Source organism: Pseudoduganella aquatica (genome assembly GCF_020865585.1).
In the GTDB taxonomy this organism is placed as follows: domain Bacteria; phylum Pseudomonadota; class Gammaproteobacteria; order Burkholderiales; family Burkholderiaceae_D; genus Rugamonas; species Rugamonas aquatica_A.
The window spans coordinates 502241-528512 of the sequence record NZ_CP086370.1; the positions used below are offsets into that span (position 1 = coordinate 502241).

A 26272-nucleotide genomic window follows, 5' to 3' on the forward strand; every position below is an offset into this window, starting at 1 on the left:
CGGTAAATTTTGGTAAATCCCGGCGCGCTGCGGACGCTACCAGGCTTTACCAGGCTTAACCCTGTTGCGGCCGGTGCCGGTGCTAAGCTGTTTTCACGGTATCCGATCAACTGCTACAGCAAAAGCGTAAAGACCATGACCACCATCATCCAGGCAAAACTGTTCTCCCCCACCGCCATCGGCGCCAGCGCCGGCCTGATTATCAGCGAAGCCACCAACATCACGCGCGAAGGGCGCGGCTATGCTTTCACGCCCGGTATTTACACGCAAACGCAGGTGGCGGCCTGGCGCCGCATCACCGACGCGGTGCATGAAGCCGGCGGCAAGATCGTCTGCCAGCTGTGGCACGTGGGCCGCATGTCGCATGTGAGCCTGCAGGCCGGCGGCGCCGCGCCGGTGGCGCCTTCCGCCATCCAGGCCAACGAGCAGGTGTTCCTGGAGAGCGAAGGCTTCGACCGTCCGTCCATGCCGCGCGCGCTGGAGACGGCGGAAATCGCCCGCATCGTCGAGGACTACCGCCACGCCGCGCAGTGCGCCAAGGACGCGGGCTTTGACGGCGTGGAAGTGCACGCGGCCAATTGCTATCTGCTGGACCAGTTCATCCGCGACAGCACCAACCAGCGCTCCGACGAATACGGCGGATCGGTGCAAAACCGCACCCGTTTCCCTATCGACGTGGTGACGGCGGTGGCCGGTGTGTGGGGTGCGGACCGCGTCGGCGTGCGCCTGTCGCCGATCACCCGCGCCGTGGGCGACACGCCGCTGGACAGCGATCCGGAAGGCACCTATTTCTACCTGGCTGAACAGCTGGGCAAGCTGGGTCTGGCCTATCTGCATTGCGTGGAAGGCCAGACGCGCGGCGACAACGCCGCCGGCGAGTTCGACTTCAAGCGCCTGCATGTGGCCTTCGGCGGCAAGTACATCGCCAACAACAGCTATGATCGTCAGATGGCCATCGAAGCGGTGGATTCGGGGCATGCGGACATGGTGGCCTTCGGCCGTCCCTTCATCTCCAATCCGGACCTGGTGGAGCGCCTGCGCCGCAATGTGCCGCTGGCCGAAGCGGACCGCAACACCTTCTACGGCGGCGGCGCCGGCGGCTACACCGACTACCCGGCGCTGGGCTAAGGCGCCTGGTCCAGCAAGGCGCGCGCGGCCAGCAAGTCGGCCGTGCCGTGGCCTTCGCTGAACTGGCGCAGCACGTCTTCCAGCAGCTGCCGGCCCTCTTGCTGCGCTCCGTGGCGCATCTTCAGCCGGGCCAGGCTGGCGGCCGCACGCAGTTGCCAGGACAGCGCTCCTTGTTCGGCGGAGAGGGCCAGCGCCTGCCGGTACAGCTGTTCGGCCGCGCCGGCATCGGCCGGTTCCAGCAGTGCGCCTTTAATCCGCAGCAGTTCCGCGTGATACCAGCGGTCTTCCCCGGCCTCGCACGCCGCCAGCGCGCCGTTTGCCAGCGCCAGGCCGGCGGCGCGTTGGTCCTGCGTCCCCAGCGCCTCGGCCAGCGTGCCGAGATGGCTGATCAAATGCATGCGGTAGCCCGCTTCCTGCAACTCCATCACGGTTTGCTGCAGCACCGGCAGAGCGGCGGCGACACCGCGCGCCACTTGCAAGGTGGCCTGCATGCAGCGCCACAGGGTCTCCCATTGCGTGAGCGCGTGCGTTTTCATATAGCAGGACAGTTCGGCCAGATGCGCCTCGGCGGCCGCGTGGTCGCCGGTCATCAGCATGAGCGGGAAGGCCGCGTTGCTGATGGTGTACATCATGGACTGTGCGTGGCCGGAGGCGCGCGCTTCCTGCAGGGCGGCCTGCGCGGCGTCCACCGCCTGTTCGGGGTAGCCTTGCAGCCATAGCACGCAGGCCAGCGTGCCGAGCGCCGCTGCGCGCTGGTTGAGCTGGAAGCGCGCCAGGCGCGAGCCGCGCACCGGCGGCGCGTAGTGGTCCAGCATGCATTGCAGATGGCGCCTGGCGCCCGCCTGGTCGCCCGCGTAGTACAGTGCGGTGCCGAGCAGCCTTTCCATGCTGACCGGTGCGGCGCCTGCGTCCGGCGCAACGGCGCGGAAGCGTTCATGCAGCACCTGCACGGCCTGCGGCTCGCCGGCATAGCTGCGGCATACCGCCATGCCCCACAGCGCCATCAACTGGTATTCCTTGTTTTCCAGCCCGTCGGCCAGCGCCAGGACGCGCGTCCAGGCAGCCTCGGTCGCTGGTATCGGGCCGTTGGCGTACAGCGTGGCTGCTGCCCACGCGGCGCGCAGCTTCATTTCGGCGCAGGCCTCGGGCAGCGTGCCACCGGCGCCGGCCAGCGCGCGCTCGGCGCAGCGCCGGCCTTCCTCCAGCAGCGAGAGCTGCATCCACATTGGTATGGCCGATACGGTCAAACAGGTGCCCAGCGCGGCGTCGCCGCCGGGTGCAAAAGCCCAGGCCAGCGCGGCGCGCACGTCGTCCAGGCAGCGGCCGTACCTGGCCAGCCAGTCCGCGCCGGGTATGGTGTCCCATTCAACCGAGGCGCGTTCCAGCAGCGCGCGGTGGTATTCGAGATGGCGCCGCCGCTTGTAGCCGGTTTCGCCGCACTGGTCGAGCTTTTCCTGGGCGTAGGCCTTGGTGGTGTCGAGCAGGCGGTAGTGGACGCAGGGCTGGGAGGTGTCGGCCGACAGCAGCGACTTGTCCACCAGGTTGGCCACGCCGTCGACGATGGTGGCAGCGTCGAACTGCGCGTCCTGGCACAAGCCGGTGGCGTCGTCCAGCGTGAAGCCGCCGGCAAAGACGGACAGCGCGCGCAGCAGCGCCTGCTGGCGTGCGGACAGCAGTTCGTAGCTCCAGTCCAGGGCCGCTTCCAGTGTGCGGTGGCGTTCCAGCATGCTGCGGCGGCCGCGCTTGAGCAGCTGGAAGCGGTCGCCCAGGCGGGCCGCCAGCCCGGCCGCGCCGAGGGCGTCCATGCGCGTGGCGGCCAGCTCGATGGCGAGCGGAATGCCTTCCAGCCGGCGGCAGATTTCCGCCACGGGCTGCGCGTCGGCGTCGCTGAGCTGATAGCCGTCCTGGCAGTCGGCGGCGCGCAGGGCGAACAGCTGGATGGCGGAAAAGGCGAGCGCCGAGGCGGCGGTCAGGGTGCTGCCGGCGGCGGGATAGGCCAGCGGCATCAGGCGGTAGACATACTCGCCGGCGATGCGCAGCGGTTCGCGGCTGGTGGCCAGGATGCGCAGCTCGGGCGCGCCCTGGATCAGCCGTTCCGCCAGTGCGGCCGCCGCATCGATCAGGTGCTCGCAGCTGTCGAGCACCAGCAGCAGCGGGCGCCCGCGCAGGGCGGCCAGCAGCGGCTGCGCGGCGTCCCCGGTCTGGATGGTGACGCCGATGGCGGCCGCCACTGCGCCCGCCAGAAACTGTGCGTCCGAAATGGGGCTCAGGTCCACGAAACATAGTTCCAGGCCGGCCTGGGCCGCGCAGCTTTCGGCCACCGGCAGGGCCACCGTGGACTTGCCTATGCCGCCCGGCCCGACGATGTTGACGCAGCGGCGCTGCTCCATGATGCGCAGCAGGGCGGCGATGGTTTCGCTGCGCCCGGCAAGAACGCCGGCCGGTGACGGCAGCCGGCGCGGCGGCTCGCCGGCTGCCGGCGGAAGCGGAAAGGGGAGGGCGGCAGGCGGTGCCGCCGCACGCGCTTGCGACGTGACCGGCGCGACGAAGCGGTAGCCGCGTCCGCTCACGGTGGCGACGTAGCGGTGCTCCCGCCCGTCGTCGCACAATGCGCGGCGCAGGGCCGCCACGTGCACTTTGAGGTTGCTTTCTTCGACCACGCTGGTGGGCCAGGCGCGCGCCATCAGCTCCCGCTTGCTCACCAGCTCTCCGGGGCGCTCCACCAGCTCGGCCAGAATATCCAGCGCGCGGTTGCCCAGCCGCACAGGGGTGTCGCCGTGCAGCAGCAACTGCTGTCCCGGGATAAAACGGAACGGCGCGAAGCTGTACTCGCGCTCCGCGCTGGAGCTGGGCTGGTCGCTGGTCGTCATGGGGTCCGGCGCTGGTGAGTGGGAAATCCTGGCGTGCCCCGCCATGATCTCACAGACCGGACCGCGCTTCCAAGCGCCGGGCGATGTTTAGCGTCCGGGCTGGCCGCGCGTGCCGGTCCACACGCGCGCAATGAGGTAGGGCGGCTTGCCCTGGTCGGCCGCATTGGTGAAGATGGGATTGCGGTGCAGCTGGTTGATGGCGACGTAGAGCCACGAGTCCTGGCCGAAATGGACGTTGTCCGGCCACAGGAAGCGGGCATCGCGCACCAGCGGACGCAGCTCGCCGCGCTTGGTCAGCACGTCGATGCCGTTGTCGGACAGGTTGGTGAAAACGGCCGGCACGCCGGCCTTTGCCTGCTGCACCGGTTCACCCTGCGTGGTTGTGGCGGCGCGGCGCCGCTTTACCAAAATTTACCGGTCTTAACTGGTGCGCCATATGCCTGCTCGCTAAAGTGGACGCGTTCAATTCAATTTTGGAGAGCTACACCATGTCTATCGATAATCCAGGCCGCCGCGAACTGATGCTCGCCGCCGGCGCGGCCGCCGTGACGGCCTTCGTTCCAGCCGCAGTGGAGGCGGCGCCCGTCTCGGCAAGCCGCAGCGCGCTCGGCGCCCGGCTGCAGGGCGTGCAGCATTTCGGCGTGACCGTGCAAAACATGGACCGCGCCTTCGCGTTTTACACCGAAGTACTGGGCGGCACCGAGATCATGCGCGACGGCGACTTCCAGGGTGACCTGATCCACAACACGCTGCTGCTGACCGAGGAGCTGGACGCAGCCCAGCGCCAGGTGAATCCGCACACCGTCGGTATACCCGACCTGCGCAGCGGCGCGCAGCGCCTGGACGTGCGCTTTATCCAGTTCGACAACGTGGTGATCGAGCTGCTGCAGTACCGCGACAGCAGCCAGCCGCAAGGCAGCGGCGCCAGCTTCGCGCCGCCCACCGAGAATACCAGTCCGGCCTATCCTCGTTCCATGCACATCTGCTTCTACATCCGCGAGGACGTCGATTTCAACGAGTTCGTGCGCGACCTGGAGGCCGAATCGGCCAAGCGCGGCATGAGCAATGTGCGCGCCAATCGCATCATCTCCTCGCGCAGCGATCAGGAACGCCTGAAGGCGCCGCTCAACACCATGACCAACCGCATCACCAGCGGCAAGTCCGACGGCTGGACGCTGATCTATGCGAAGGGCCCGGAAGGCGAGCAGCTGGAATTCGTGCAGGTGCGCGGCCAGGCCAAGCGCGTCTTCGGCGAAGCCATCGAAGCGCGCCGCCGCATGCTGGCCGCCGCACAGTAAATTTTTAAATTGAGAACAGCGACATGAACAATTTTGATCTGCATAACCCCACCCGCATCGTGTTCGGTGCGAACACCATCAGCCGCCTCGACGAACTGGTGCCCGCCACTGCGCGCGTGCTGATACTTTACGGCGGCGAGAGCGCGCGCCGCAACGGCACGCTGGCTGAAGTGCGGGCCGCCCTTGGCCAGCGCGACGTGCGCGAGTTCGGCGGCATCGAACCCAATCCCAGCTACGGAACGCTGATGCGCGCCGTAGAACAGATACGCCTGGAAGGCCTGGACTTCCTGCTGGCCGTGGGCGGCGGTTCCGTCATCGACGGCACCAAGTTCGTGGCGGCGGCAGTGGGTTACCAGGGCGATCCGTGGGAGATCATGGAAACGCACGGCGCCACGGTGCGCCGCGCCATGGCCTTCGGCGCGGTGCTGACCCTGCCGGCCACGGGCTCTGAGATGAACAGCGGTTCCGTCGTGTCCAAAAAGTCGACCAAGGCCAAGCTGGTGTTTTCCAGCCCCCACGTGTTCCCGCGCTTCTCGGTGCTCGACCCAACCAAAACCTTCAGCCTGCCGCTGACACAGGTGGCGAATGGCGTGGTGGACGCCTTCACCCACGTCATGGAACAGTACATGACCTATCCGGCCGACGCCCGCGTGCAGGACCGCTTTGCCGAAGGGCTGCTGCAAACCCTGGTCGAGATCGGCCCGCAGGTGCTGGCGGAGCCCTCCAACTACGACGCGCGCGCCAACCTGATGTGGGCGGCCACGATGGCCCTCAACGGCCTGATCGCGGCTGGTGTGCCGGAGGACTGGTCCACGCACATGATAGGCCACGAGCTGACCGCGCTGCACGGCGTCGACCATGCGCGCACGCTGGCCATCGTGCTGCCTGCCAATATGCAGGTGCGCCGAGAAGCCAAGCGCGCCAAGCTGCTGCAGTACGCCGAGCGCGTGTGGCGCATCACCGAAGGCAGCGAGGATCAGCGCATCGATGAGGCCATAGCCCGCACCCGCGCCTTCTTTGAAAGCCTGGGCGTGCCGACGCGGCTGCGCGATCACGATATCGGCGCCCACCATATCGAAACGGTGATAAGCCAGCTGGAAGCGCATGGCATGACGGCCCTGGGCGAACGCCAGGACGTGACGCTGGAGACGAGCCGCCGCATACTCGAAGCGGGCCTGTAGCAAAGAGGTCTATTCCGGCAGCTTCTTGCGTCCCATCAGCCTGAGCGTGAAGTTGCGTCCGCAGCGCAGCACCGGGTACAGCACGCGGGACAGGGCGCGCGAGCGGAACACGGCGCTGTTGATGCGGTTGAACGCGCCGGACTCGGTGCTCAGCAGCGCAAGCATATGCACGCACTCGGCGCCGTAGTAGATGCGTCCTCCGTACAGCGCGGCCATGCCCTGGTTCAGGTCATAGCCGCTTTCCCGCAGCATGCCGGCGAGTACAGGCCGGGCGCGCGCATCGACCAGGTGCACCGGACCGGCGGACTCGCGCAGCTTGAGCACCTGCACATAGCTGGCACAGAACGGGCACTCGCCGTCGTACACAATCACCAGGCCGCCGGGATACTCAGCCTGCAAGGCCGATACGATATTCATTGTGATAGACCTTTCGCTTCAGGGCGCCGCTGTCCGGGTCGAGACATACCGACTCTACCACCAGCCGATACGCGTCCACGCTGCGCATGTCGACGCCCGCAAATGCATGCTCCACCGACGGCGCGCTCCAGAAATGATGGGGGTAGAGCTGGTTCGACCAGCGCCCGTCCGGCCCCGTCTTGCCGAGCACCTGGCGGTGAAAGCCCCGGATAAAGGCCGACAGCGCCGCGCCGTTCCAGGCCGCGCCTGCAGCGGGCGCCGAACTGCTGAAATCGCAGCGGTAGGACTGGCGCAACACGGCGGAGGACAAGGTGCCGCCGTTGGTGGCCGTGGGCAGGTAGTTCCCCGGCGGCAGGCCAAAGCTCATGTGCGCTATCGGATAGGAATAAAAGCCGAACGCGGTCGACGGCACCCGCGCTGTGCCGCCGTCCTTCTGCATCACTTCAAAATACACTTCGTTGACGGCCAGGCTGTCATACCAGCCCAGCCTGGCGACATGCGCGAACAGCGGCGACAGCGCAATGGCGAGCGCGCCCGCGGCGCCCGTGCGCCAGTTGAACGCGCTGCGCGGCAGCTGCGACGCCGCAGCGATGATGGACAGGTTCACCATGAACCAGGTCCAGAAATTCGCGCCGACCAGGACAAAAATCCCGAGATGCATCAGGTCGAACAAGGCGAACTGCAGCAGCAGCAGGCGCCGGTTGGAGAACACCAGTATGGCCGACAGCTGGATCAGGAAAACGCCCACCGCGAACGGCCGCCCCACCAGCTGCAGCAGGCTGGACACCGCACCGGTAAGCGCCGTCCAGTCGCCCCATAGCAGCTGCTTGTTATGCAGCGCGATGTGATAGATGTTGCGGTTTTCGTTGTTCAGCACCCAGTCCAGCACACCGCCATCCAGGTTGCCCTTGGCCAGCGAGGAATAGAAATAGTTCGCGGCCTGCATGGCGATGGCGATGAACAGCACGGTCCAGTAGGGCGCCGCGCCAGCCAGGTGCTTGCGGCACGCAGGCCATGCGCGCTTGACCAGCTCCAGCGCAAGCAGCGATACGGCCAGGTAGGCCGGCAGCTGTATCAGCGGATAGACGTCGAGCAGCGTCTCGTAGGGAAAGCCGGTGATATAGCCCGCCGCATGCTTGATCCAGTAGACGTAGAAGCCGCAGTACAGCAGCCAGGCCGGGCGTTGCATGGCCAGCAGCGCCGCCAGTCCCGCGCTTAGCCATGCGGCGGACAGCATGAACTGGCTCCAGCCATTGAAGTCATGCGCAATCGCCGGGACCGAAGGGTAGAGCAGGATGCTGTAAAGGCCGCAGGCAATGCCCAGGCCGCGCATGAGCGTGCGCAGCGGCCGGGGCGCCGCTTCGTAGGTCATGCCGGACGCCGCAATGCAGAAGGCCAGCACGGCCAAGAGCGCCAGCAGCGTGGCGGAAGGATAGCTGCGCAGCAGGCCCAGGGCCAGCCAGTGGCCCTGTAGCAGGACGGCCAAAACACGGCCACCGCCAGCAGGGTGGGCCAGTTTGCGGCCGGTTCAATCTCCGCCCCGGGCGGGGCGATGGCGCTGCAAGTGGACGGTTTCATGGCCTACCTTTTCCATGCGGTGCAAAAACCATAATGCGCATGGTCGCGCGCGTCCAGCGCGACGAAGGGGTTTCATGACCTTGCTCAAATTTGTTCAATGTAGACGCCGGGTACGGTAGAATCGCGGCATTACGTGAATGGTGCCCTCCCGCTTGTCGGCTGGAGGGTGAAACGGGAAGCCGGTGACGCGCGCGATTTTCATTGCGGGCCAGTCCGGCGCAGCCCCCGCTGCTGTAAGCCTGACGACTTTGACCGAACGCCACTGTGCATTGCACGGGAAGGCAGGGTCAGGGAAGGATGAAGGCCAGCCAGAAGACCGGCCAGTCACGAAGATTGTGCAAAACCCGGGGTGTGGTTTTTCCTGTTTTCCTGCGCGCCTGGCGCGCAGTCACTGCTAAAGTTCAAATTGGGCACTTCCATACTCCTGCGGCTAGCCGCAGCGCTGCTGTGCGCCTGCGCTTGTGCGCACGCGCCTGCGGCCAATCTGTTCGCCATCGTCACCGAGCGCGCCGCGCCGGCCGCCATCGAGGCCGCGCACCGCCATCTGGCCAGCCATCCCGGCGACCGCATCGTGCTGCGCACGCCGGCCCAGTGGATGGCCGCCAGCGAACGAGACGCCGGCCTCTGGATCAAGCAGGCCGACAGCGTGCTGGCCGTGTCCTTGTTCGGCGACCCCGCGCGCCGCCTGAAGGACGCCTTGCCGCGCAACCTCCGCGCGCAGACCGCCGTGCTGGCCTTCAATGGCGAAGCGAGCCTGAGCCTGATGAGCCGCGACGGGCGTGCCAGCCTGCAGGCCTTTTCGCCGGACACGCTGCGCGAACTGTCCTCCGAAGCGCCGCCGCCCGCCGCCCTGAAAGCCGCGCAGGCCGACCCCGCCGCGAGCCGCTGGCTGGCGGCGCGCCAGGTTTGGCAGGCGGGCGGCGTGGACAACACGGCGGCGCTGTTCGCGCATCTTCTCAATCCGGCCATGAAGCTTGCGGACCCGCAGCCTGAACCAACGCTGCGCGTGCGCGTGGGCCAGCGCGAGCTGACCGATGCGCAGGCCTGGGGCAAGGCTGCGCAGCTCGGCCTGAAGGCGCAGCCCACCGTGGTGGTGCTGGACCTGTCCAATATGGATAGCGTGGTTCCCGCCGCCGTGTGCCGGCAGATTGAACAGCGCGGCCAGCCCTGCGTGCAGGTGCTCACGCGCTGGGGCGGCGCCTCGCGCGAGGCGCTGGAGCGCCTGCCCGAGCTGGTCGCACCGGCCCAGCCGGCGGCGCTGGTGGTGTTGCAGGACTTTGTGGTGGGCGCGGCCGAAGGGCGAGAAGCGGTCACCGAAGCGTTCAAGCGGCTCAATGTGCCGGTCTTCAAGGCCATCCGCCTGTCCGACCGTAGCGCCGTGCAATGGCGCTTGTCGCCGGACGGCCTGCCGCCGGACTCGGTGCAGTACCGCGTGGCGCTGCCGGAGCTGCAGGGCATAGGCCAGCCCATCGTGGTGGCGGCCCTGGGCCAGCCGCAGCGCGACAAGCAGACCGGCATAGAAAACCGTCCGCCGGTGGTGCTGGCCGACGAAGCCGGGCGCCTGGGCGCGCGCGTGAGCCGCTGGCTGGCGCTGCGCGTGAAGGCCAACCGCGACAAGCGCGTGGCGCTGATCTATTACAACCACCCGCCGGGCCGCCAGAACATCGGCGCGGATAATCTGGACGTGCCGGCCTCGCTGTTCGACATGCTCAATGCGATGAAGGCGGCGGGCTACAGCACCGGCCCGCTGCCGGAATCGCCGCAGGCGCTGCTGGACATGATCATGGCGCACGGCGTGAACCTGCCGGAGGATCGCGCCGCCCTGCGTGAACTGAGCGGCACCGTGAACAGCGTGAGCGCGGCCGATTATGGCCGCTGGTTCGCCACGCTGCCGCCGCGCGTGCAGGGCGAAATGACCGGCGGCCTGCTGGGCCGCCTGCATGCCGACGTGCTGGAGGCCGAAGCGAACGGCGAACGCGCGCTGGGCCGCAAGCAGGCCGAGGTCATTATCAAGGAACTGCAGCATTTGGTGGAAGGCGCGGACCATCCGCAGCGCGAAGCGGCTATTGCAGGCCTGGCCGAACTGCTGGAGGGCTACCACGCCTGCCTGGAGCTGGCTGGCGCCAAGGATGGCAAGGCAGCCAAGGCAGCCAAGGCCGGCAATGCAGGCAAGAGCGGCTGCGGCGCACTGGCGCCGCTCAGCAAGCGCCTGTCCGGCTACGGCATCGAAGGCCTGAAAGGCTGGGGCGCTGCGCCCGGAAAAATCATGGTCGACAGCGGCAAGCTGCTGGTGCCCGGCCTGGTGTTCGGCAATGTCTTCATCGGCCCGCAGCCGCCACGCGGATGGGAAGTGGACGAGGAACTGCTGCACGCGAACACCAGCATCACGCCGCCGCACCAGTACCTGGGCTTCTACCACTGGGTGCGCGACCGCTTCAAGGCGGACGCGCTGGTGCACGTCGGCCGCCACTCCACCTATGAATTCCTGCCCGGCAAAGCGGTTGGCCTGAGTTCCGACGACTACCCCAGCCTGATCGCTGGCGACCTGCCCGGCATCTATCCCTACATCGTGGACGGCGTGGGCGAAGGCACGCAGGCCAAGCGCCGTGGCCTGGCCGTTATCGTCGACCACTTGACGCCGCCGCTGGCCGCCACGCCGCTGTATGACGACTTGCTGGCCCTGCGCCAGGTGGTGGAGAGCTTTGAAGCCGCCAGTTCCGAAACGCTCAAGGCGCAGGCCGCGAAGCTGATGCGCGAGCGCGTCAACGCGCTGAACCTGAAGGCCGAATTGGAAGCGTCGATGGCGGACGTTCTGGAAGTGCGCGGCATCGGTTTCGACGCGGCCGATGACGACCTGCTGGCGCACGAAGTGGGCCACTACCTGACCAAGCTGCAGGAAAAATTCATGCCGCACGGCCTGCATATATTCGGCCGCCCGTGGAAGCAGGAATCGATAGACCTGATGCTCGACTCGATGAAGAAGGGCGGCATCGAAGGCCCGGACGTCGCCGCGAAGCTGGCCGATTCGCCGCGCCGCGAAATGCTGGCGCTGCTGGCCGGGCTGGATGGCCACTACATCGAACCCGGCAAGGGCAACGACCCTTTGCGTTCGCCCGAAGCGCTGCCCACCGGCCGCAATTTCCACGCGGTCGACGGCGACATTTTGCCCACCCGCCTGGGTTACCAGCTGGGCGAGCGCATGGCGGACAAGGCCAATGCGCGCAACGGCACGGATAAGGGCAGCGAAGGCATCATCCTGTGGGCCTCCGACGCGGTGCGCGACGAGGGCGTGATGGTGGCGTTCGCGCTGGCCATGATGGGCGCGGAGCCGGTGTGGAACGCGCGCGGCATCGTCACCGACGTGCGGCTCAAGCCGGGCGCGGTTCGGCGCGACGCGCTGGTGACCACCTCCGGCCTGTTCCGCGACCTGTATCCCAACCTGATCCGCCTGATAGACCGCGCCGGCCGCATGGCGCTGGCCGCATCGGCTGCCGGCCTGGCCGCGAAAGACCCGGCCTTGAAAGAAGCCTTGCAGGCGGCGCTGGAACCGGTGCCCGCTGCGGCCTGGGGCAGCGAAGACCCCGCGCAGAACCGCGTGGCGCGCGAATGGCTGGTGCGCCAGCGTGCGCTCGCCGCCGGCGGCATGCCGGCAGCGGACGCGGGCCGCGCCGCCGCGCAGCGCGTGTTCGGCGACGCGCCGGGCGCCTACGGCACCGGCGTCAACCGCCTGACCGAGCGCTCGGGCGCCTGGCGCGAGCGCGACGAAATCGGCCGCGCCTACCGCAACCGCATGGGCCATGCCTACGGCCTGGACGCGAGCGGCGAAGCCAACCACGCCGCCTTCGACGTGGCGCTGGACGGCATCACGCGCACCTATCATGGCCGCGCCAGCAATCTGTACGGCCTGCTGGACAACAACGACGCCTTCGACTACCTGGGCGGCCTGTCGCTGGCCATCGAAGGCCGCACCGGCCGCGTGCCGGAAGCGATGATCTTGCAGCACGCGCAGCCCGGCCGCGCCGACGTGGAGCCGCTGGCGTCCGCCCTGCTGGGCGAACTGCGCGGCCGCTTCCTCAACCCCGCCTGGCTCAAGCCGCTGATGGGCCACGGCTACGCCGGTGCGCGCACCATGGGCCAGGAGTTCCTGGAGAACCTCTGGGGCTGGCAGGTTACGCGGCCGGACCTGGTGAAGAACTGGGCCTGGGACGAGGTGAAGTCGGTCTACTTCGACGACGCGCACAAACTGGGCCTGCCGCAGTTTCTCGGCCAGCAGCACAACGCGCATGTGAAGGCGCACATGCTGGCCATCTTCATGGTGGCTGCGGAGAAGGGCTACTGGAAAACCGACCCCGCCACCATCAAGCAGATGGGCGGCGAGCTGGCGCGCCTGGTGGCCAGGAACGGCTTGCCTGGCAGCGGCCACGCCGCGCCCAACCATCCCATGTGGGAGTGGCTTGCGCCGCAGCTGGAAAGCGCCGACGCGGGCGCGCTGGGCGTCACGCTGGCCAAGGCGCGCGGCGACATGCTGTCCGCGCCGCCTGCGGACGCCGCAGCCGCAAAGACAGCGCAGGCGGCACCTGCCGCCGGCGCCGAGGCGTCCGCGCAGCCCACCCAGCCTGCCCCGCGCGCCTATGAATTGCACCAGAAGGCCGAGCCGCCCGAAGCGCCCGCCCTGCGCGCCGCCAAGCTGCTTGGCGCGCTGGCCGCCGTGCTGGCCTTGTTCTCGCTGGGCCTGTGGCGCGGCCGTTACGTATCTCAACCTGTAAGGAGTTCCCCATGACCGAAATTCTGTCCTTCGCCTGGCTGCACGACGCAGTCCGCTGGCTGCTCGCGCCCGCCCTGGCCGCCCTGCTGATCGCCTGTGCGATCGCGGTGGTGGAAGCGGGTATTGCCGTCGGCGAGCGCTTCCACGGCCTGGCCAAGCTGGGCGCCAGCGGCAACCTGGCGCAAGTGCAGGCCATCGCCCGCCACCGCCTGGAACGCGCCGACCTGCTGGCGCGCATCCCGCCCATGCTGGGCCTGATGGCCACCATCATTCCGCTCGGACCCGGCCTGGCCGCGCTAGGCCAGGGCGACCCCGCCAAACTCGCCAGCGCCGTGACGGTGGCCTTCGACGCCACGGTGCTCGGCCTCGTCGCCGGCATCGGCGGCCTGGTGATCGGCAAGCTGCGCCGCCGCTGGTACGAGGAAACGCTGGAAGCCATGGAGCACTCTCTGGAGCAAGCGGCGTGAGCGCCCAGCCCGCGCGCCAGCGTCTGCGCCTCTACTCCCGCCTCGACGCCCGCTTTGACGACGGCGACGAAGACCCGCGCGCCAGCCTGGTCAACTTGGTCGACGTGATGCTGGTCTTCGCCTGCGGCCTGATCGCCGCCATCGCCGGCACGCAGGGCGCGCTGAAAGCGCCCAAGCCGGTGGAAAAGGGCCGCCAGATCGAGCGCCCCGCCTCCGGCGTTACCCAGGACGGCAGCGGCTACGACCGCGTCGGCGAAGTATTCCGCGACCCCAAGACCGGCCGGCTCGTGCTGATCGAGCCTGCAAAAGCGAAATAAGCGCTGCTGGACTGCCTCCATCGTCCGGCAGCAGCGTTGCGCTTACTCCAGCGCGGCGAACAGGTCAGCGGTCCAGTCGATAAAGACCCGCAGCCGGTTGCTCACATAGCGGTTGGACGGATAAACCACGTAGAAGGGGTAGGGCGCCGGCCGCCAGTCCTCCAGGATGGGCACCAGCGCGCCGCTGGCGATATGCGGCGCGGCCCCGTAGCGGAAGGTCTGCAGCACGCCCAGGCCGGCCAGGCCGGCCGCGACGTGGGCGTTGCTCTCGTTGACCCCCACTGAACGCTCGCCCAGTATCTCCAGCTTCTCTCCCTGCTTGGCGAAATTGAGCGGCATGCCGCGCCCGGTGCGCGTGGACAGGTAGTGCGTGACAGTGTGGCCCTGTTCCAGCTCGGATGGATGCTTCGGCGTGCCGTGATCGCGCAGATAGGCAGGCGTGGCGCAGGTAACCCAGGAGGCGCTGCCCACCTGGCGGCCGATCAGCGACAGGTCGGTCAGTTCCCCACCCCGTATCACGCAGTCGACGTTATCGCCGATCAGGTTCACATGCTTGTCCGATACGCCCATGTCGATGCGGATGTCCGGATAGCGGGCCAGGAAGGCCGGCAGCGCGGGCAGCAGCACCTGGCTGGCGATGGAGCTGCCGGCGTCCACCCGCAGATGGCCGCGCGGGCGCGACTGCGCCGCGCTGAAGCTGGCGTCCACGTCGTCCAGTTCCTTCAATAGCCGCTGCGTTTTCTCGTAGTACTGCGCGCCCTCGGGCGTGACCGAAACGCGCCGCGTAGTGCGCTGCAAAAGCTTGATGCGCAGGTGCGCCTCCAGCGCCTGCACCGACTTGGTCAGTGTGGCGTTGGGCATGCCCAGCGTGTCCGCCGCCTTGGTGAAGCTGCCCGCTTCGACCACGCGGGCAAAGGCCCGGATTGCCTGCAACTGGTCCATCGTGCGTCCTTATTATTCACATGGGGGAATAAAGTATTCTGTTATTGCTACTTTATTCAATAATCCAGCGAGCGTAAAGTGGATTCCGTCGTCAAACACATTCATCCACTTAAAGGAGCACTGAAATGAGCAACGCACAGAAACTGGCAGGCAAAATCGCACTGGTCACCGGCGGCACCACCGGCATCGGCCTGGCTTCGGCACAGGACTTCGCAGCGCAAGGCGCGACCGTCTACATCACTGGCCGCCGCCAGGCCGAGCTGGATGCAGCCGTGGCCACCATCACCGCCACCGGCGCCGCCGCTTACGGCATCCAGGGCGACGTCGCCAAGCTGGAAGACCTGGACCGCATCTACGCTGAAATCGAAGCGCGCAGCGGCCACCTTGACGTGCTGTTCGCCAACGCCGGCGGCGGCGACATGATGCCGCTGGCCGACGTCACCGAAGAGCACTTCGACCGCATCTTCGACGTCAACGTCAAGGGCACGCTGTTCACCGTGCAAAAAGCGCTGCGCCTGCTGAAGGATGGCAGCTCGGTGATACTGACCGCCTCCACCACCTCGGTGCAGGGCACCGAGAACTTCAGCGTGTACAGCGCCAGCAAGGCCGCCGTGCGCAACTTCGCCCGCAACTGGCTGCTGGACCTGAAACCGCGCAATATCCGTGTCAACGCCGTCAGCCCTGGTCCGGTGCATACGCCCGGCCTGGCCGGCCTGGTGCCGGAAGAGCATCAATCCGGTTTGCTGGGACACCTGGCCACGCTGGTGCCGATCGGCCGCCTGGGCCAGCCTGCCGAAGTGGCCAAGGCCGTGACCTTCCTGGCGTCGGACGACAGCAGCTTCATCAACGGCATCGAGCTGTTCGTCGACGGCGGCATCGCGCAGATCTGATCGCGCCTCTTTCCGTCTGATCCCCACGGGGCCGGCAGTGCCGGCCCTTTTTCTTGTCCTGCCTTCCGGAGCACACCATGATTTCCTTCTACACCTGGACCACGCCGAATGGCCGCAAAGTCGCCATCCTGCTGGAAGAACTGGGCCTCGCCTACGAGACCATTTCGGTCAACCTTGGCCGCAACGAGCAGTTCACGCCGGGCTTCCTAGCCATTTCCCCCAACAACAAGATTCCCGCCATCGTCGACCACGGCGCGGAGGGCGGGCCGCTGTCCGTGTTTGAAAGCGGCGCCATCCTCACCTATCTGGCCGAGCGCCACGGGCGCTTCCTGCCCGCCGCCGGCGCTGCGCGCTACAAGACGCTGGAATGGCTGAACTGGCAAATGGGCGGCCTGGGTCCCATGCTGGGCCAGCTGGGCTACTTCGAGAAATTCGCCCAGGAGAAGTCGGCCTCCGCCAGCGCGCGCTTCCTCGCCGAGGCCGACCGCCTGCTGTCGGTCATGGACAAGCGCCTGGCGGAAAGCCGCTACCTGGCGGGTGACGAATACAGCATCGCCGACATCGCCGCCTACCCGTGGGCCGTCACCGCATCCACCTTCCTGGCCGAAGTGCTGGCCGAGCGCATCGGCACCAAGCCTGCGCTGCTGCGCTGGATGGAACTGGTGGGCAGTCGTCCCGCCGTGCAGCGTGGCATGCGATGAGCAGCCATCCGCGCACCATCGCCTTCCTGCTGGGCGGCCTCGCCTTGCTGGGGCCGCTCTCGGTGGATGCCTATTTGCCCGCATTCGACAATATCCGCAGCTCCCTGCACACCGGAACGCAGCAGGTGCAGTTCACGCTGAGCGCCTACCTGTTCTTCTTTGCCGCCATGAGCTTGTGGCATGGTGCGCTGGCCGACGCGCTGGGCCGCCGCAAGGTGATACTCGCTTCGCTGGTGGTATTCGGCGCCGCCTCGCTGGGCAGCGCGCTGGCGCCGGACATCGGCTGGCTGACCGCGTTCCGGACCTTGCAGGGTGTAGCGGCGGGCGCCGGCACGGTGGTGGGCCGCGCCATGGTGCGCGACCTGTATGAAGGGACGCGGGCCGCCCGCATGCTTGCGCTGGTGAGCATGATCTTCTCGCTGTCCCCGGCCCTGGCGCCGGTACTGGGCGGCTGGATCGTGACGGCCTTCCAGTGGCGCGCCATCTTTGCCTTCCTGAGCGCCTACACCGTGGTGCTGCTGTGGTATTGCTACCGCCATCTGCCCGAGACGCTGCCGGCGGCGCAGCGCCAGCCCTTGCAGGCGGCCGGCATGCTGCGCAGCTATCTGGCGGTATTCCGCTCGGTGGACTTCCAGCGCGGCTCGGCCGCCATCGCCTTCAACTTCGGCGGCCTGTTCCTGTTCGTGGCGGCGGCGCCTGCCATTGTGGGCCGGCACCTGGGCCTGGGCGCGAGCCAGTTCGGCTGGCAGTTCATTCCCATGGTCGGCGGCATCTTCCTTGGCTAGTATGCGGCCGGACGGCTGGCGGAAAAATTGAGCCTACGCGGGCAGATCGCCGCCGGCTACGCCATCCTGCTGGCCGCCACGGTTGCCAACGTGGCCTACCACGCCGCGTTCCCGCCGTCCCTGCCGTGGAGCGTGATGCCCATCTTCTTCTATGGTTTCGGCATGTCGCTGGCATCGCCGGGACTGACGCTGATGGTGCTGGACCTGTTCCCGAACACGCGCGGCGTGGCGGCATCCATGCAGTCCTTCTCGATGGTGATGCTGGCCGCCGCGGTGACGGCGGTGCTGGCGCCCGCGCTGGAGCATTCGATGCTGGCGCTGGCTGCCGGACAGATGCTGCTGGCGCTGGCCGGACTGCTGGCCTGGGCGCCTACATTGCGGCGCCAGCCGGCCGCCGCCTAGCGCATGGGACTGAAGCCCGCGCGCAGTTCCCGCACAAACAGCGCGGGCTGTTCGAAGGCGGCGAAATGGCCGCCTTTGCCCACCTCGTTCCAGTACACCAGCTGCGAATAGGTCTGCCGCGCCCAGCTTTCCGGCGCGCGGTAGATCTCGTGCTGGAACACGGACGCCGCCACCGGCAGCGACAGCTTGCCGCCCGAGAAGCTGCCGTTCGCGTTCTCCCAGTAGATGCGCGCCGATGAGGCGCCGGTGCCGGTCAGCCAGTACAGGCTGATATTGTCCAGCAACTCGTCGCGCGTGAGCGTGGAGGCCGGGCCGGTCCAGTCGCGGAATTTGTCGTAGATGAAGGTCATCAGCGCCACCGGCGAATCGTCCAGCGCGTAGCCTATGGTTTGCGGGCGCGTGGCCTGCATGCGGAAATAGCCCGAGCCTTCGTGGAGGAAGCGATTGGCGCCATCGACTGCGCGCTGCTCTTCCTTGCTCAGCACCTCGGGCATCTTCTCGGGGAAAACGAACTGCCAGTTCAGGTGGATGCCGGCCAGGCCGGGCGGGCGCAGATGACCCAGCACCGTGGTCACGCCAGCGCCCCAGTCGCCGCCTTGCGCCACCCACTTCTTGTAGCCCAGGCGCGCCATCAGCGTGGCCCAGGCCTGGCCGGTGCGCATCAGGTTCCAGCCTGCGCCGCGCGGCTTGTCGGAGAAGCCGAAGCCGGGCAAGGAAGGAATGATGACGTGGAAGGCGTCTTCGGCCTTGCCGCCGTGCGCTTCCGGGTCAGTCAGCATGGGAATGATCTTCAGGAATTCGACGATGGATCCCGGCCAGCCGTGCGTGAGCAGCAGTGGCAGCGCGCCGGCGTGCTTCGAGCGCACGTGCAGGAAGTGGATGCCCAGGCCGTCGATTTCGGTGCGGAATTGCGGGAAGGCGTTCAGCCGGCGCTCGAAGCTGCGCCAGTCGTACTCGCCTTGCCAGTACGCCGCCAGCGCCTGGGCGGTCGCCAGCGGCACGCCCTGGCGCCAGTCGCCGGAGGTTTCCGCATCCGGCCAGCGCGTGCGCGCCAGCCGCTGTTTCAGGTCGTCCAGCTGCTGCTGTGGGACCGCAATCCGGAATGGCACGATGGCGTCGCTGCCTGCGCCGGTCCTGGCGCCATCCGCCAGCTCGGCCGCCAGCGGCGCTGCCAGCATGCTGCTGCCCAGCGCAGCGAAGGCGCCGGACATGCCGGCAACCGCGCCTACAGCGCGCAGCAAAAGGCGCCGTTGTGGATTGGCCGGCACCGAGTGGTTGCGGTCCATGGTGCTCCCCTTACTTCAGGAATTCAATCATGTGCCTGGTGGTGTCGGCGGGCGCTTCTTCCTGCACGAAGTGGCCGCTGTTTTCCAGGCGGATGGTGCGCGCGTTGCTGGCCTTGGCCGCCAGCGTGGAGCTCAGCCAGCCGTAGCCCGGACCGGCAATGCCCAGCACCGGCATCTCCAGCTTCTTGTATTCCTTCTCATCCACGATGTCCTGCGGGAAGGCCTGGTACCAGGCGTTGCCGGCGCGGATGGCGTCCGCGCTGTTGTAGGCGCTGGCGTAGATGGCGCGGTCTTTCGGCGACAGCGCCGCTTCATCCTTCAGCAGATAGGTGAAGAACCATTCCTGCTCCAGGTGCACGCGGCCGGCCAGCAGTTTTTCTGGCAGGCCTTTTACCTGATGGAAGGCGAACCACCAGGCGAAAGGCGCGCGCTCGTCGATCTTCTCGTTGAAGGTGCCCACGCCCGGCAGGATGGGCCAGCTGTACAGGCCCTGGTCCGGATGCGGCACATCCATCAGCACCAGCTTGCCGGTCGCTTGCGGGAAGTTGGCGGCGTAGCTCCACGCCACTTGCGCGCCGATGTCGTGGCCCGCGATGTGGGCTTTCTCGATGCCTTTCTTCTTCAGCAGTTCCAGTACGTCCTTGGCCATGTTCTTCTTGTCGTAGCCGCCTTCAGGCTTGGCCGAGCCGCCCATGCCGCGCAGGTCCAGCGCGATCACACGGTAGTGTTTGGACAGCTCCGGCATGATTTTATGGAAGGCCCACCAGGTCTGCGGCCAGCCCGGCAGCAGCACTAGCGTTTCGCCCTTGCCGCCTTCCACGTAGTGCAGGCGGGTGCCGTTCACTTCGGCGTAGCCGTTGCTGAAGCCGGGCAGGGATTTCACCAGTGCGGTGTCGCTCAGTTCGGCCTTGCTGATCTTGGCTGGTTGCGCAGCGTGGGCGGCAGGCGGGGCCAGCGTGCCGGTAGCGGCGATGGCGGCGGCAATGGCGATGGCGCGCAGGGCGCCGATAGGGGATTTCATGGGTTTCTCCGGGTCGATTGACTTGATATACATAGCGATCACTATGTAATTAGATGAAATATATTCCGCTTGCAATGCGCTGTCAATGTATTTAATATCGATCACTATGAAAAAAGAAACCGCTCCCGCCACCCCGCCGGTCCGCGTTCGCGGGCGTCCGCTGTCCTTCGACCGCGACGCCGCCCTGGAAAAAGCCATGCTGCTGTTCTGGCGGCATGGCTATGAATCCACGTCCATCAGCGACCTCACGCAGGCCATGGGGATCACGCCGCCCAGCCTGTACTCGGCCTTCGGCGACAAGGAGCGCCTGTTCCTGGAGGCGGTGGAACGCTACGCGGCCGGTCCGGGCAATGCGGAGGCGGTGTTCGCGCAGGGCCAGAGCGCGCGCAGCACGGTGGAGCAGCTCCTGAAGAGCAACGCCATCGAGCTGACGCGCGCCGGACAACCCCCGGGATGCATGGTGATCGCGTCCGCCGTCAACGGCTCGCCGGCGGCGGCCAAAGTGCAGGAACTGTTGCGCGGGCGCCGCGCCGAAGTGGAGGCCGGTATCGGCCGCTGGATCGCGCGCGGCATCGACGCCGGCGAACTGCCGGCCGACACCGGCGCGGCGGCGCTGGCGCGCTTCTACTACACGGTGATCGAAGGCATGACCTTGCAGGCGCGCGACGGCGCCGGCCGCAAGAAACTGCTGGAAGTGGTGGCGCTGGCCATGGGCGCCTGGCCGGCGCCGGCCCGCGTCTGAACAAAGCGGTTATACTCGGGACAGTCCCGATATCCTGATCCTCATGACCCTGCCGAGTAACCGCCCGTATTGCTGCGCCCCTTCGCCCCTGTGCGACGAAGGCTGGCGCGCGCACGCGCGTGATCTCGCCGGCCTTTCCTGAGGCCCGGCGGGAACGCCAGGAAGACGCCGTCTTCCCTCCCTCCGGGCCGCTCTCCAACTGCCTTGCCTTTTTCCTGACATTTGTGGAGTTACATCATGAGACCCAATATCGTTGTGTCGTCCGTCGACATGGACCGCCTTGAGACGCTGCTGGACGCGCTGCCGTCCGCGCAGTCGGCCGCCCGCCATGCACTGCTGGAAGAACTGTCGCGCGCCGAGCTGGTGGAACCGGCCGACATGCCGCCGGACGTCGTCACCATGAATTCGCGCGTGCGTTTTGCGCTGGACCAGCCGGCCGAGGAATTCACGCTCACGCTGGCCTATCCCAAGGACATGCGTCCCGGCGACGACCGCATCTCGGTGCTGGCGCCGGTGGGCAACGCCCTGATCGGCCTGTCGGCCGGCGACTCCATCGACTGGACGCGTCCCGACGGCGCCGCCTTCAAGCTCACCGTGCTGGACGTGCTGTACCAGCCGGAGCGCGCCGGCGAGCTGCACCGCTGAGCCGGGTGCCTGCGCCTTACTTCGCCGCCACCGCTTCCACCTGGATGCGCAAGGCCACATCCATCGAGAAGCCATAGTCCTTGCCCGCCGCGAGGCCGAACTCCTCGCGGTTGAAGGTGGCGGCGGCGTCCGCTCCGCACAGTTCGCGCTTGAGCATGGGGTGCGGTATGCATTTGAAGCGGTTCAGCTTGAGCGTGAGCGGCTTGGTCACGCCCATCAGCGTGAGCTGGCCCTGCACTTCGGTGGGGTCGCCGTTGGCGAGATTGAGCTTGCCGCTGTAGCGCGCGGTTTTGCCGTGCTTTTTCACGTCGAAGAAGTCTTTGCCGAGCGCCCATTTGTTGAGCAGGTCTTCGCCGAAATCGATGCTGGACAGGTCGATGGCGATATCGACCGTGCCTTGCCCGGCTTCGCGGTCCAGCACGATCTTGCCGCTGTTCTTGTTGATCTTCCCGCGCCAGAAGGAGATGCCCATGTGGTCGGCTTCGAAGCTGGGGAAGGTGTGGTGCGGATCGACGTCGTAGCTGACCGGCGCCGCAGTGGCCCCATTGCTGGCCATGCCGCTGGCCAGGGCTGCGATTGCAAACAGTTTGCTGCTGAATTTCATGGCGTCTCCTGTCGTGAGGGAATGAGGCGCCTAGTCTAGCAGGGTGGCGGCAACGTGGGCCTGCTGTTGCGGCATCGGCGTGAGCGCGCGCGTACAGCGCTTACAAGGCTGTCTCGAAGCCTTCCAGCACATTGACCACGTTCACGCCCAGTTCCTTCACCGCGTAGCCGCCCTCGAACACGAAGGCGGTGGGCAGGCCGAGCCAGGCCAGGCGCTCGCCGATGCGCAGGTAGTCCGCGCTTTGCAGCGCGAAGTGCGACAGCGGGTCGCCGGCGAAGGTGTCCACGCCCAGCGACACCACCAGCGCTTCCGGCGCATACATCTGCAGGCGCACGCAGGCGGTCTCCAGCGCGGCGAACCAGGCTTGCGTGCCGGTGCCGTGGGGCAGCGGCAGGTTGACGTTGAAGCCCAGACCCGCGCCCGCGCCGGTTTCGTCGGCGTGGCCCAGGTAGAAGGGATATTCCTGGCGCGGGTCGGCGTGGATGGAGACGAACAGCACGTCGCTGCGGTCGTAGAAGATGCTCTGCGTGCCGTTGCCGTGGTGGTAGTCGATGTCCAGGATGGCGACTTTGCGCGCGCCGTCGTCCAGCAGGTGCTGGGCCGCCAGCGCGGCGTTGTTCAGGAAGCAGTAGCCGCCGTAGAAGTCGGCCCCGGCGTGGTGGCCGGGAGGGCGCGTCAGCGCGAAGGTGCTGCGCTCGCCCAGGCGCAGCGCGTGCGCCGCGTTGACGGCGCAGTCGGCGCCGGTCTTGGCGGCGGTCCAGGTGCCGGCCGTGATGGGCGTGCCGCTGTCCATGGAATACAGGCCCAGCCTGGCGCAGAAATTATCCGGTTCGATGTCCGAGCGCAGCGAGCGCACCGGCCACACGGCGGGGAAGGCGTCCTTGCCGGCGTTGGCCGGATCGAGCGCCAGCCATTCGTTCCAGGCGCCGCGCAGGAACTGCAGATAGCGCGGGCTGTGCACGCGCTCCAGCGTCATCAGCGGCACGCCGTGCGGCGTGACGATCTGCCCCAGGCCGCGCCGGCCCAGTTCGGCCAGCACGGAGTCGACCCGCTCCGCCTTCTCGAAGCAGGGCACCATTTCGCCACGGAAGATTTCGTAGCGGCCCTGGTGCTGGCCGTGCTGCTCGTTGTAGAAGGTCAGCACGGTGGCTTAGCCGACGTTTTTACACAGGTTGCTGTTGCGGTAGGCGGCCACGAAGTCGTCGAAGCTGCCGGTGTTGGCCGCTTCCATCGCGTCCTGTTCGGCCAGCGAGGCGGCTGCCTGCGCGTCGAAGTAGGCGGCTTCCTCGGCGGTGGGCGGATGGCTGCGGAAGTAGGCCGCGTGGCGTTCGCTCTGGTGCAGGCCGAAGGCGGCAAACGAGCCGCCGTTGGCGCGCAGTTCGCGCAGCACGCGCGCGGACGGCGTGCGGTCCGGATCGTCCAGCTTGGCGGCCTGCACGGCCATAGCCTCGGCATGCACGCTGCCGCCGCGCTGGCGGTCCAGCAGTTCGGCCACGGGGCGGATGCGGTCCAGCAGCTCGCGGCCCCAGGCCTGCAGCGTCACTTCGGCGCCGTTGTGCTGCAGCGTCAGGCCAGGACGGCGGCCTTCCTTCACGGTGCGCGCAAAGTTCTCGGTGTAGATGCGGCCCTGCTCCTCGGAGATGGCGGGGCTTTCCTCCAGCGCGCAGAACAGCAGGAAGGCGTCCAGGAAGCGGCCCGTTTCCAGGCTGATGCCGACCGGCTCGAACGGGTCCACGTCCATGCAGCGCACTTCGATGTACTGCACGCCGCGCGAGCACAGCGCCTGGATGGGGCGCTCGCCGCTGCGGATCACGCGCTTGGGGCGTATCGTCGAGTAATACTCGTTCTCGATCTGGATCACATTGGTGGACAGCTGCACCCATTCGCCATCCTTCTTGGTGCCGATTTCCGCGTAGGGCGCGTAGGGCTGGTTCACCGCCTTGGTGAGCGTGGCCACATAGCTGTCCAGGCAGTTCTCGTGCGGGCTCAGGCCGGACTGGGCGTCGTTCTGGTAGCCCAGGTCGCTCATGCGCAGGCTGGTGGCGTAGGGCAGGTAAAGCGTGTCGTCCGAAAGCTGCTCGAGCTTGTGCGGACGGCCGCGCAGGAAGCTGGCCGACAGCGCCGGCGAGGCGCCGAACAGATACATCAGCAGCCAGCTGTAGCGGCGGAAGTTGCGGATGGTGGCGAAGTAGCGCTCGGACTGGTAGGCCTTGGCCGAGAGCTTGCGATCGTCCGCTTCGCTGTCGTGCAGCAGCGCCCACAGCCGCTCGTCCAGCGAGTAGTTGTAGTGGATGCCGGCGATGCACTGCATGGCCTTGCCGTAGCGCACGGCCAGGCCGCGCCGGTACACATGCTTGAGCATGCCCATATTCGACTTGCCGTACCAGGCGATTTCGATGTCTTCCTCGGCCGGCAACTGGCAGGGCATGGACTGGCTCCACAGCATTTCGCTGCCCAGCTTGCTGTAGCTGTAGCGGTGGATGGCGTCCAGCTTGTTCAGCGTGATGGCGATGTCGTGCTCGGCCGGAGTGATGAACTCGAGCAAGGTTTCCGCGTAGTCGGTGGTGATTTCCGGGTGCGTGAGCGCCGAGCCCAGCGCGACCGGGTGGGAGGTGGCCGCCAGATGGCCGGCGGGGTCCACGCGCAGGGTTTCCCGCTCTATGCCGCGCAAGCCGCCGCCCAGCACCGCGCGGTGCTTGTCATCGGCCAACAAGGCCAGGCGGCGCGTCAATAGGTTGGACAATTTGGGCTTCCTTTCTGGTGCAGCAATGTAAGATTGGTGCGAGATTAACCGAAAACGGCCAAGCGCGTCGGCGACCGCCCAAAAAGCTCGGATTGCTATTTTATCAAAAGGCGCGCGGCCCGCGCCACGGCGCGGTTTCAGGCCGCCGTGGTGGGCGCGATGCCGCCGCTGACGCGCTCGATGCCGGCCAGGTCGCGCCAGCTTTGCACCTCAGTGTACCCCTGCGCGGCCAGCAGTGCGCGCACGGCCTCGGCCTGGTCGTAGCCGTGCTCCATCAGCAGCCAGCAGCCGGCTTCCAGGTGCGCCGGCGCGCCCGCGATGATGGTGCGCAGCGCGCTCAGGCCGTCGGCGTAGTCGGTCAGCGCGCCGCCCGGCTCGAAGCGCAGGTCGCCCTCGGACAGGTGGCGGTCGCCGTCGGCGATATAGGGCGGGTTGGAGACGATGAGCTGGTAGCGCTGGCCGGCGGCGGCGCTGTACCAGTCGCTTTCCAGGAAGCGCACGCGGGCGCCGTTCAGTTCGGCGTTGCCGCGCGCCACCTCCAGCGCGGCCGGGCTCACGTCCAGCGCGGTGACGTCGGCGTCGCGCCGGGTATGGGCCAGCGCCACGGCGATGGCGCCGCTGCCTGTGCCCATGTCGAGCACGCGGCCGGACGGCGGCAGGCGCTCGATGGCCAGCTCCACCAGCAGTTCGGTGTCCGGGCGCGGTATCAGCACCGAGGGGCTGACCTTGAAGGGCAGCCCGAAGAACTCGCGCTCGCCGACGATGTAGGCGATGGGTTCGCCGTCCAGGCGGCGCTGCAGCAGCGCGGACAGGCGGGCCGCCTCGTCCGCCGTGAGCGCGCGTTCGGACTGGGTGATCAGGGCCACGCGCGTCAGGCCGAGCGCGTGGCAGATCAGGATGCGGTTGTCGAGCGGGTCCAGGCGCTGCGCGTAGTGCGTTTGCGCCTGCACGGCGGCGATGGTGGCGCCGGCAGCGATCATCGCGCGCGGCGGCGCAGCAGCGACCAGCCCAGGGCTACCGCGAACAGGCCGAACCAGACAAAGGCCCACTGCGGGATCGACATGCCGAGCAGGCCGTCGGTGGCGTTCTCGCACAGGCCGTCGGCCTGGAACAGGAAGGGCAGATAGGTCGCGGTGGGGATCTTGTTGAGCATGGTTTCCATAGGATCGATGCCGCAAGACAAGCCGGGGTGGGCCAGCACATACAGGTGCTTGCCCGCCACGCCCAGGCCGCCCAGCGCGCCCAGCAGGCCGATGCCGGTGCCGATGGCGGTGTTCTTCATGAAGTAGCCGGCCAGGCAGGCGAAGCCGATCAGCAGGAACAGATAGCGCTGGATCACGCACAGCGGGCAGGGCAGCAGATCCACCACGTGCTGCAGATACAGGGCGACGCCGATCAGGCCGAAGCAGGCCAGGGCGATGGACAGGAGCAGGGAACGTGGATTCATCATGGTATGGAAAGATTATAGGCGGGGCAATTTTCGCACAAAG

At 67.4% G+C, this 26272-nt stretch carries 24 protein-coding genes and 1 riboswitch; of the genes, 12 read left to right on the plus strand and 12 right to left on the minus strand.

The window, feature by feature from the left end:
• Positions 1-135 precede the first annotated feature (135 nt).
• Positions 136-1128, plus strand: coding sequence for an alkene reductase (locus tag KT882_RS02260; protein ID WP_161070147.1), 993 nt, complete (start codon positions 136-138; stop codon positions 1126-1128).
• Here the strand turns inward: KT882_RS02260 and KT882_RS02265 are convergent.
• Together KT882_RS02265 and KT882_RS02270 are read right to left on the minus strand one after the other, a co-directional pair.
• Positions 1125-3998: an ATP-binding protein gene (locus tag KT882_RS02265; RefSeq protein WP_228894241.1), complete on the minus strand. Its 2874-nt coding sequence runs from the start codon at positions 3996-3998 to the stop codon at positions 1125-1127. The two genes, KT882_RS02260 and KT882_RS02265, sit on opposite strands and share 4 nt — an antisense overlap.
• 87 nt (positions 3999-4085) lie before the next feature.
• Complete coding sequence (locus KT882_RS02270; RefSeq protein ID WP_228894242.1) at positions 4086-4361, minus strand: hypothetical protein; 276 nt, start codon at positions 4359-4361, stop codon at positions 4086-4088.
• A 125-nt stretch (positions 4362-4486) separates the two neighbouring features.
• Here KT882_RS02270 and KT882_RS02275 point away from each other — a divergent pair, with 125 nt between their 5' ends.
• Both KT882_RS02275 and KT882_RS02280 read left to right on the plus strand, forming a co-directional pair.
• On the plus strand, positions 4487-5296 hold the full coding sequence (locus KT882_RS02275) for a VOC family protein (protein ID WP_228894243.1): 810 nt from the start codon (positions 4487-4489) through the stop codon (positions 5294-5296).
• Positions 5297-5319: 23 nt separating this feature from the next.
• Positions 5320-6477 (plus strand): iron-containing alcohol dehydrogenase, encoded by a 1158-nt coding sequence (locus KT882_RS02280; RefSeq protein ID WP_228894244.1) that lies wholly within the window; start codon positions 5320-5322, stop codon positions 6475-6477.
• A 9-nt stretch (positions 6478-6486) separates the two neighbouring features.
• On the opposite strand, the gene KT882_RS02285 is transcribed toward KT882_RS02280, so the two are convergent.
• Together KT882_RS02285 and KT882_RS02290 are read right to left on the minus strand one after the other, a co-directional pair.
• The gene (locus KT882_RS02285; protein ID WP_228894245.1) at positions 6487-6894 is read right to left on the minus strand and encodes a DCC1-like thiol-disulfide oxidoreductase family protein; all 408 of its coding nucleotides are present in this window, start codon (positions 6892-6894) and stop codon (positions 6487-6489) included.
• A complete protein-coding gene (locus KT882_RS02290; protein ID WP_228894246.1) occupies positions 6866-8380 on the minus strand; it encodes a hypothetical protein in 1515 nt (504 codons plus the stop codon). The genes KT882_RS02285 and KT882_RS02290 overlap by 29 nt, the downstream gene beginning before the upstream one ends.
• Before the next feature lie 213 nt (positions 8381-8593).
• A riboswitch (cobalamin riboswitch) is annotated at positions 8594-8811 on the plus strand.
• Between the two features lie 67 nt (positions 8812-8878).
• Here KT882_RS02290 and KT882_RS02295 point away from each other — a divergent pair.
• Genes KT882_RS02295 through KT882_RS02305 form a run of 3 tightly spaced genes read left to right on the plus strand, consistent with a single transcriptional unit; the run spans position 8879 to position 14021 of the window.
• Positions 8879-13252 carry a cobaltochelatase subunit CobN gene (locus tag KT882_RS02295; protein WP_228894247.1) on the plus strand — a complete coding sequence of 1458 codons (4374 nt, stop codon included), beginning with the start codon at positions 8879-8881 and terminating at the stop codon, positions 13250-13252.
• A complete protein-coding gene (locus tag KT882_RS02300; RefSeq protein WP_161070141.1) occupies positions 13249-13704 on the plus strand; it encodes a MotA/TolQ/ExbB proton channel family protein in 456 nt (151 codons plus the stop codon). Before KT882_RS02295 ends, KT882_RS02300 begins: the two co-directional genes overlap by 4 nt.
• Complete coding sequence (locus KT882_RS02305; protein ID WP_161070140.1) at positions 13701-14021, plus strand: DUF2149 domain-containing protein; 321 nt, start codon at positions 13701-13703, stop codon at positions 14019-14021. Before KT882_RS02300 ends, KT882_RS02305 begins: the two co-directional genes overlap by 4 nt.
• A gap of 42 nt (positions 14022-14063) precedes the next feature.
• On the opposite strand, the gene KT882_RS02310 is transcribed toward KT882_RS02305, so the two are convergent.
• The gene (locus KT882_RS02310; RefSeq protein ID WP_228894248.1) at positions 14064-14963 is read right to left on the minus strand and encodes a LysR family transcriptional regulator; all 900 of its coding nucleotides are present in this window, start codon (positions 14961-14963) and stop codon (positions 14064-14066) included.
• A 125-nt stretch (positions 14964-15088) separates the two neighbouring features.
• On the opposite strand from KT882_RS02310, the gene KT882_RS02315 reads away from it, so the two are divergent.
• The 4 genes from KT882_RS02315 to KT882_RS02330 all read left to right on the plus strand — a co-directional run bounded on the left by KT882_RS02315 (position 15089) and on the right by KT882_RS02330 (position 17741).
• Positions 15089-15853, plus strand: a complete 765-nt coding sequence (locus KT882_RS02315) for an SDR family NAD(P)-dependent oxidoreductase (RefSeq protein WP_161070138.1) — start codon at positions 15089-15091, stop codon at positions 15851-15853.
• A 77-nt stretch (positions 15854-15930) separates the two neighbouring features.
• Positions 15931-16554 carry a glutathione S-transferase N-terminal domain-containing protein gene (locus KT882_RS02320; RefSeq protein WP_228894249.1) on the plus strand — a complete coding sequence of 208 codons (624 nt, stop codon included), beginning with the start codon at positions 15931-15933 and terminating at the stop codon, positions 16552-16554.
• Positions 16551-17339: a Bcr/CflA family efflux MFS transporter gene (locus tag KT882_RS02325; RefSeq protein ID WP_228894250.1), complete on the plus strand. Its 789-nt coding sequence runs from the start codon at positions 16551-16553 to the stop codon at positions 17337-17339. The genes KT882_RS02320 and KT882_RS02325 overlap by 4 nt, the downstream gene beginning before the upstream one ends.
• A 27-nt stretch (positions 17340-17366) precedes the next feature.
• Positions 17367-17741: an MFS transporter gene (locus KT882_RS02330; RefSeq protein ID WP_228894251.1), complete on the plus strand. Its 375-nt coding sequence runs from the start codon at positions 17367-17369 to the stop codon at positions 17739-17741.
• Here KT882_RS02330 and KT882_RS02335 read toward each other — a convergent pair.
• A complete protein-coding gene (locus KT882_RS02335; protein WP_228894252.1) occupies positions 17738-19027 on the minus strand; it encodes an epoxide hydrolase family protein in 1290 nt (429 codons plus the stop codon). The two genes, KT882_RS02330 and KT882_RS02335, sit on opposite strands and share 4 nt — an antisense overlap.
• A gap of 10 nt (positions 19028-19037) precedes the next feature.
• Positions 19038-20048, minus strand: coding sequence for an alpha/beta fold hydrolase (locus KT882_RS02340; RefSeq protein WP_228894253.1), 1011 nt, complete (start codon positions 20046-20048; stop codon positions 19038-19040).
• A 106-nt stretch (positions 20049-20154) separates the two neighbouring features.
• Here KT882_RS02340 and KT882_RS02345 point away from each other — a divergent pair, with 106 nt between their 5' ends.
• Positions 20155-20790, plus strand: coding sequence for a TetR/AcrR family transcriptional regulator (locus KT882_RS02345; protein WP_161070133.1), 636 nt, complete (start codon positions 20155-20157; stop codon positions 20788-20790).
• Positions 20791-21027: 237 nt separating this feature from the next.
• Entirely contained in the window at positions 21028-21435 is a 408-nt protein-coding gene (gene rnk / locus KT882_RS02350; protein ID WP_228894254.1) for a nucleoside diphosphate kinase regulator, read from the plus strand.
• 16 nt (positions 21436-21451) lie between these two features.
• On the opposite strand, the gene KT882_RS02355 is transcribed toward rnk, so the two are convergent.
• The 5 genes from KT882_RS02355 to KT882_RS02375 form a co-directional block, all read right to left on the minus strand.
• Positions 21452-22039: a YceI family protein gene (locus KT882_RS02355; protein WP_228894255.1), complete on the minus strand. Its 588-nt coding sequence runs from the start codon at positions 22037-22039 to the stop codon at positions 21452-21454.
• Between the two features lie 100 nt (positions 22040-22139).
• Positions 22140-23183 (minus strand): histone deacetylase family protein, encoded by a 1044-nt coding sequence (locus KT882_RS02360; protein WP_161070131.1) that lies wholly within the window; start codon positions 23181-23183, stop codon positions 22140-22142.
• A 6-nt stretch (positions 23184-23189) separates the two neighbouring features.
• Complete coding sequence (gshA, locus tag KT882_RS02365) at positions 23190-24782, minus strand: glutamate--cysteine ligase (protein WP_161070130.1); 1593 nt, start codon at positions 24780-24782, stop codon at positions 23190-23192.
• Between the two features lie 137 nt (positions 24783-24919).
• Complete coding sequence (gene prmC / locus KT882_RS02370; protein ID WP_161070129.1) at positions 24920-25762, minus strand: peptide chain release factor N(5)-glutamine methyltransferase; 843 nt, start codon at positions 25760-25762, stop codon at positions 24920-24922.
• Positions 25759-26232, minus strand: coding sequence for a disulfide bond formation protein B (locus KT882_RS02375; protein WP_228894256.1), 474 nt, complete (start codon positions 26230-26232; stop codon positions 25759-25761). The genes prmC and KT882_RS02375 overlap by 4 nt, the downstream gene beginning before the upstream one ends.
• Positions 26233-26272 lie beyond the last annotated feature (40 nt).

Coding starts and splice junctions, on each gene's coding strand:
- KT882_RS02260 (WP_161070147.1), top strand. CDS start 136: ATGACCACCATCATCCAGGCAAAACTGTTCTCCCCCACCGCCATCGGC.
- KT882_RS02265 (WP_228894241.1), bottom strand. CDS start 3,998: ATGACGACCAGCGACCAGCCCAGCTCCAGCGCGGAGCGCGAGTACAGC.
- KT882_RS02275 (WP_228894243.1), top strand. CDS start 4,487: ATGTCTATCGATAATCCAGGCCGCCGCGAACTGATGCTCGCCGCCGGC.
- KT882_RS02280 (WP_228894244.1), top strand. CDS start 5,320: ATGAACAATTTTGATCTGCATAACCCCACCCGCATCGTGTTCGGTGCG.
- KT882_RS02285 (WP_228894245.1), bottom strand. CDS start 6,894: ATGAATATCGTATCGGCCTTGCAGGCTGAGTATCCCGGCGGCCTGGTG.
- KT882_RS02300 (WP_161070141.1), top strand. CDS start 13,249: ATGACCGAAATTCTGTCCTTCGCCTGGCTGCACGACGCAGTCCGCTGG.
- KT882_RS02310 (WP_228894248.1), bottom strand. CDS start 14,963: ATGGACCAGTTGCAGGCAATCCGGGCCTTTGCCCGCGTGGTCGAAGCG.
- KT882_RS02315 (WP_161070138.1), top strand. CDS start 15,089: ATGAGCAACGCACAGAAACTGGCAGGCAAAATCGCACTGGTCACCGGC.
- KT882_RS02320 (WP_228894249.1), top strand. CDS start 15,931: ATGATTTCCTTCTACACCTGGACCACGCCGAATGGCCGCAAAGTCGCC.
- KT882_RS02325 (WP_228894250.1), top strand. CDS start 16,551: ATGAGCAGCCATCCGCGCACCATCGCCTTCCTGCTGGGCGGCCTCGCC.
- KT882_RS02335 (WP_228894252.1), bottom strand. CDS start 19,027: ATGGACCGCAACCACTCGGTGCCGGCCAATCCACAACGGCGCCTTTTG.
- KT882_RS02340 (WP_228894253.1), bottom strand. CDS start 20,048: ATGAAATCCCCTATCGGCGCCCTGCGCGCCATCGCCATTGCCGCCGCC.
- KT882_RS02345 (WP_161070133.1), top strand. CDS start 20,155: ATGAAAAAAGAAACCGCTCCCGCCACCCCGCCGGTCCGCGTTCGCGGG.
- rnk (WP_228894254.1), top strand. CDS start 21,028: ATGAGACCCAATATCGTTGTGTCGTCCGTCGACATGGACCGCCTTGAG.
- KT882_RS02355 (WP_228894255.1), bottom strand. CDS start 22,039: ATGAAATTCAGCAGCAAACTGTTTGCAATCGCAGCCCTGGCCAGCGGC.
- prmC (WP_161070129.1), bottom strand. CDS start 25,762: ATGATCGCTGCCGGCGCCACCATCGCCGCCGTGCAGGCGCAAACGCAC.
- KT882_RS02375 (WP_228894256.1), bottom strand. CDS start 26,232: ATGATGAATCCACGTTCCCTGCTCCTGTCCATCGCCCTGGCCTGCTTC.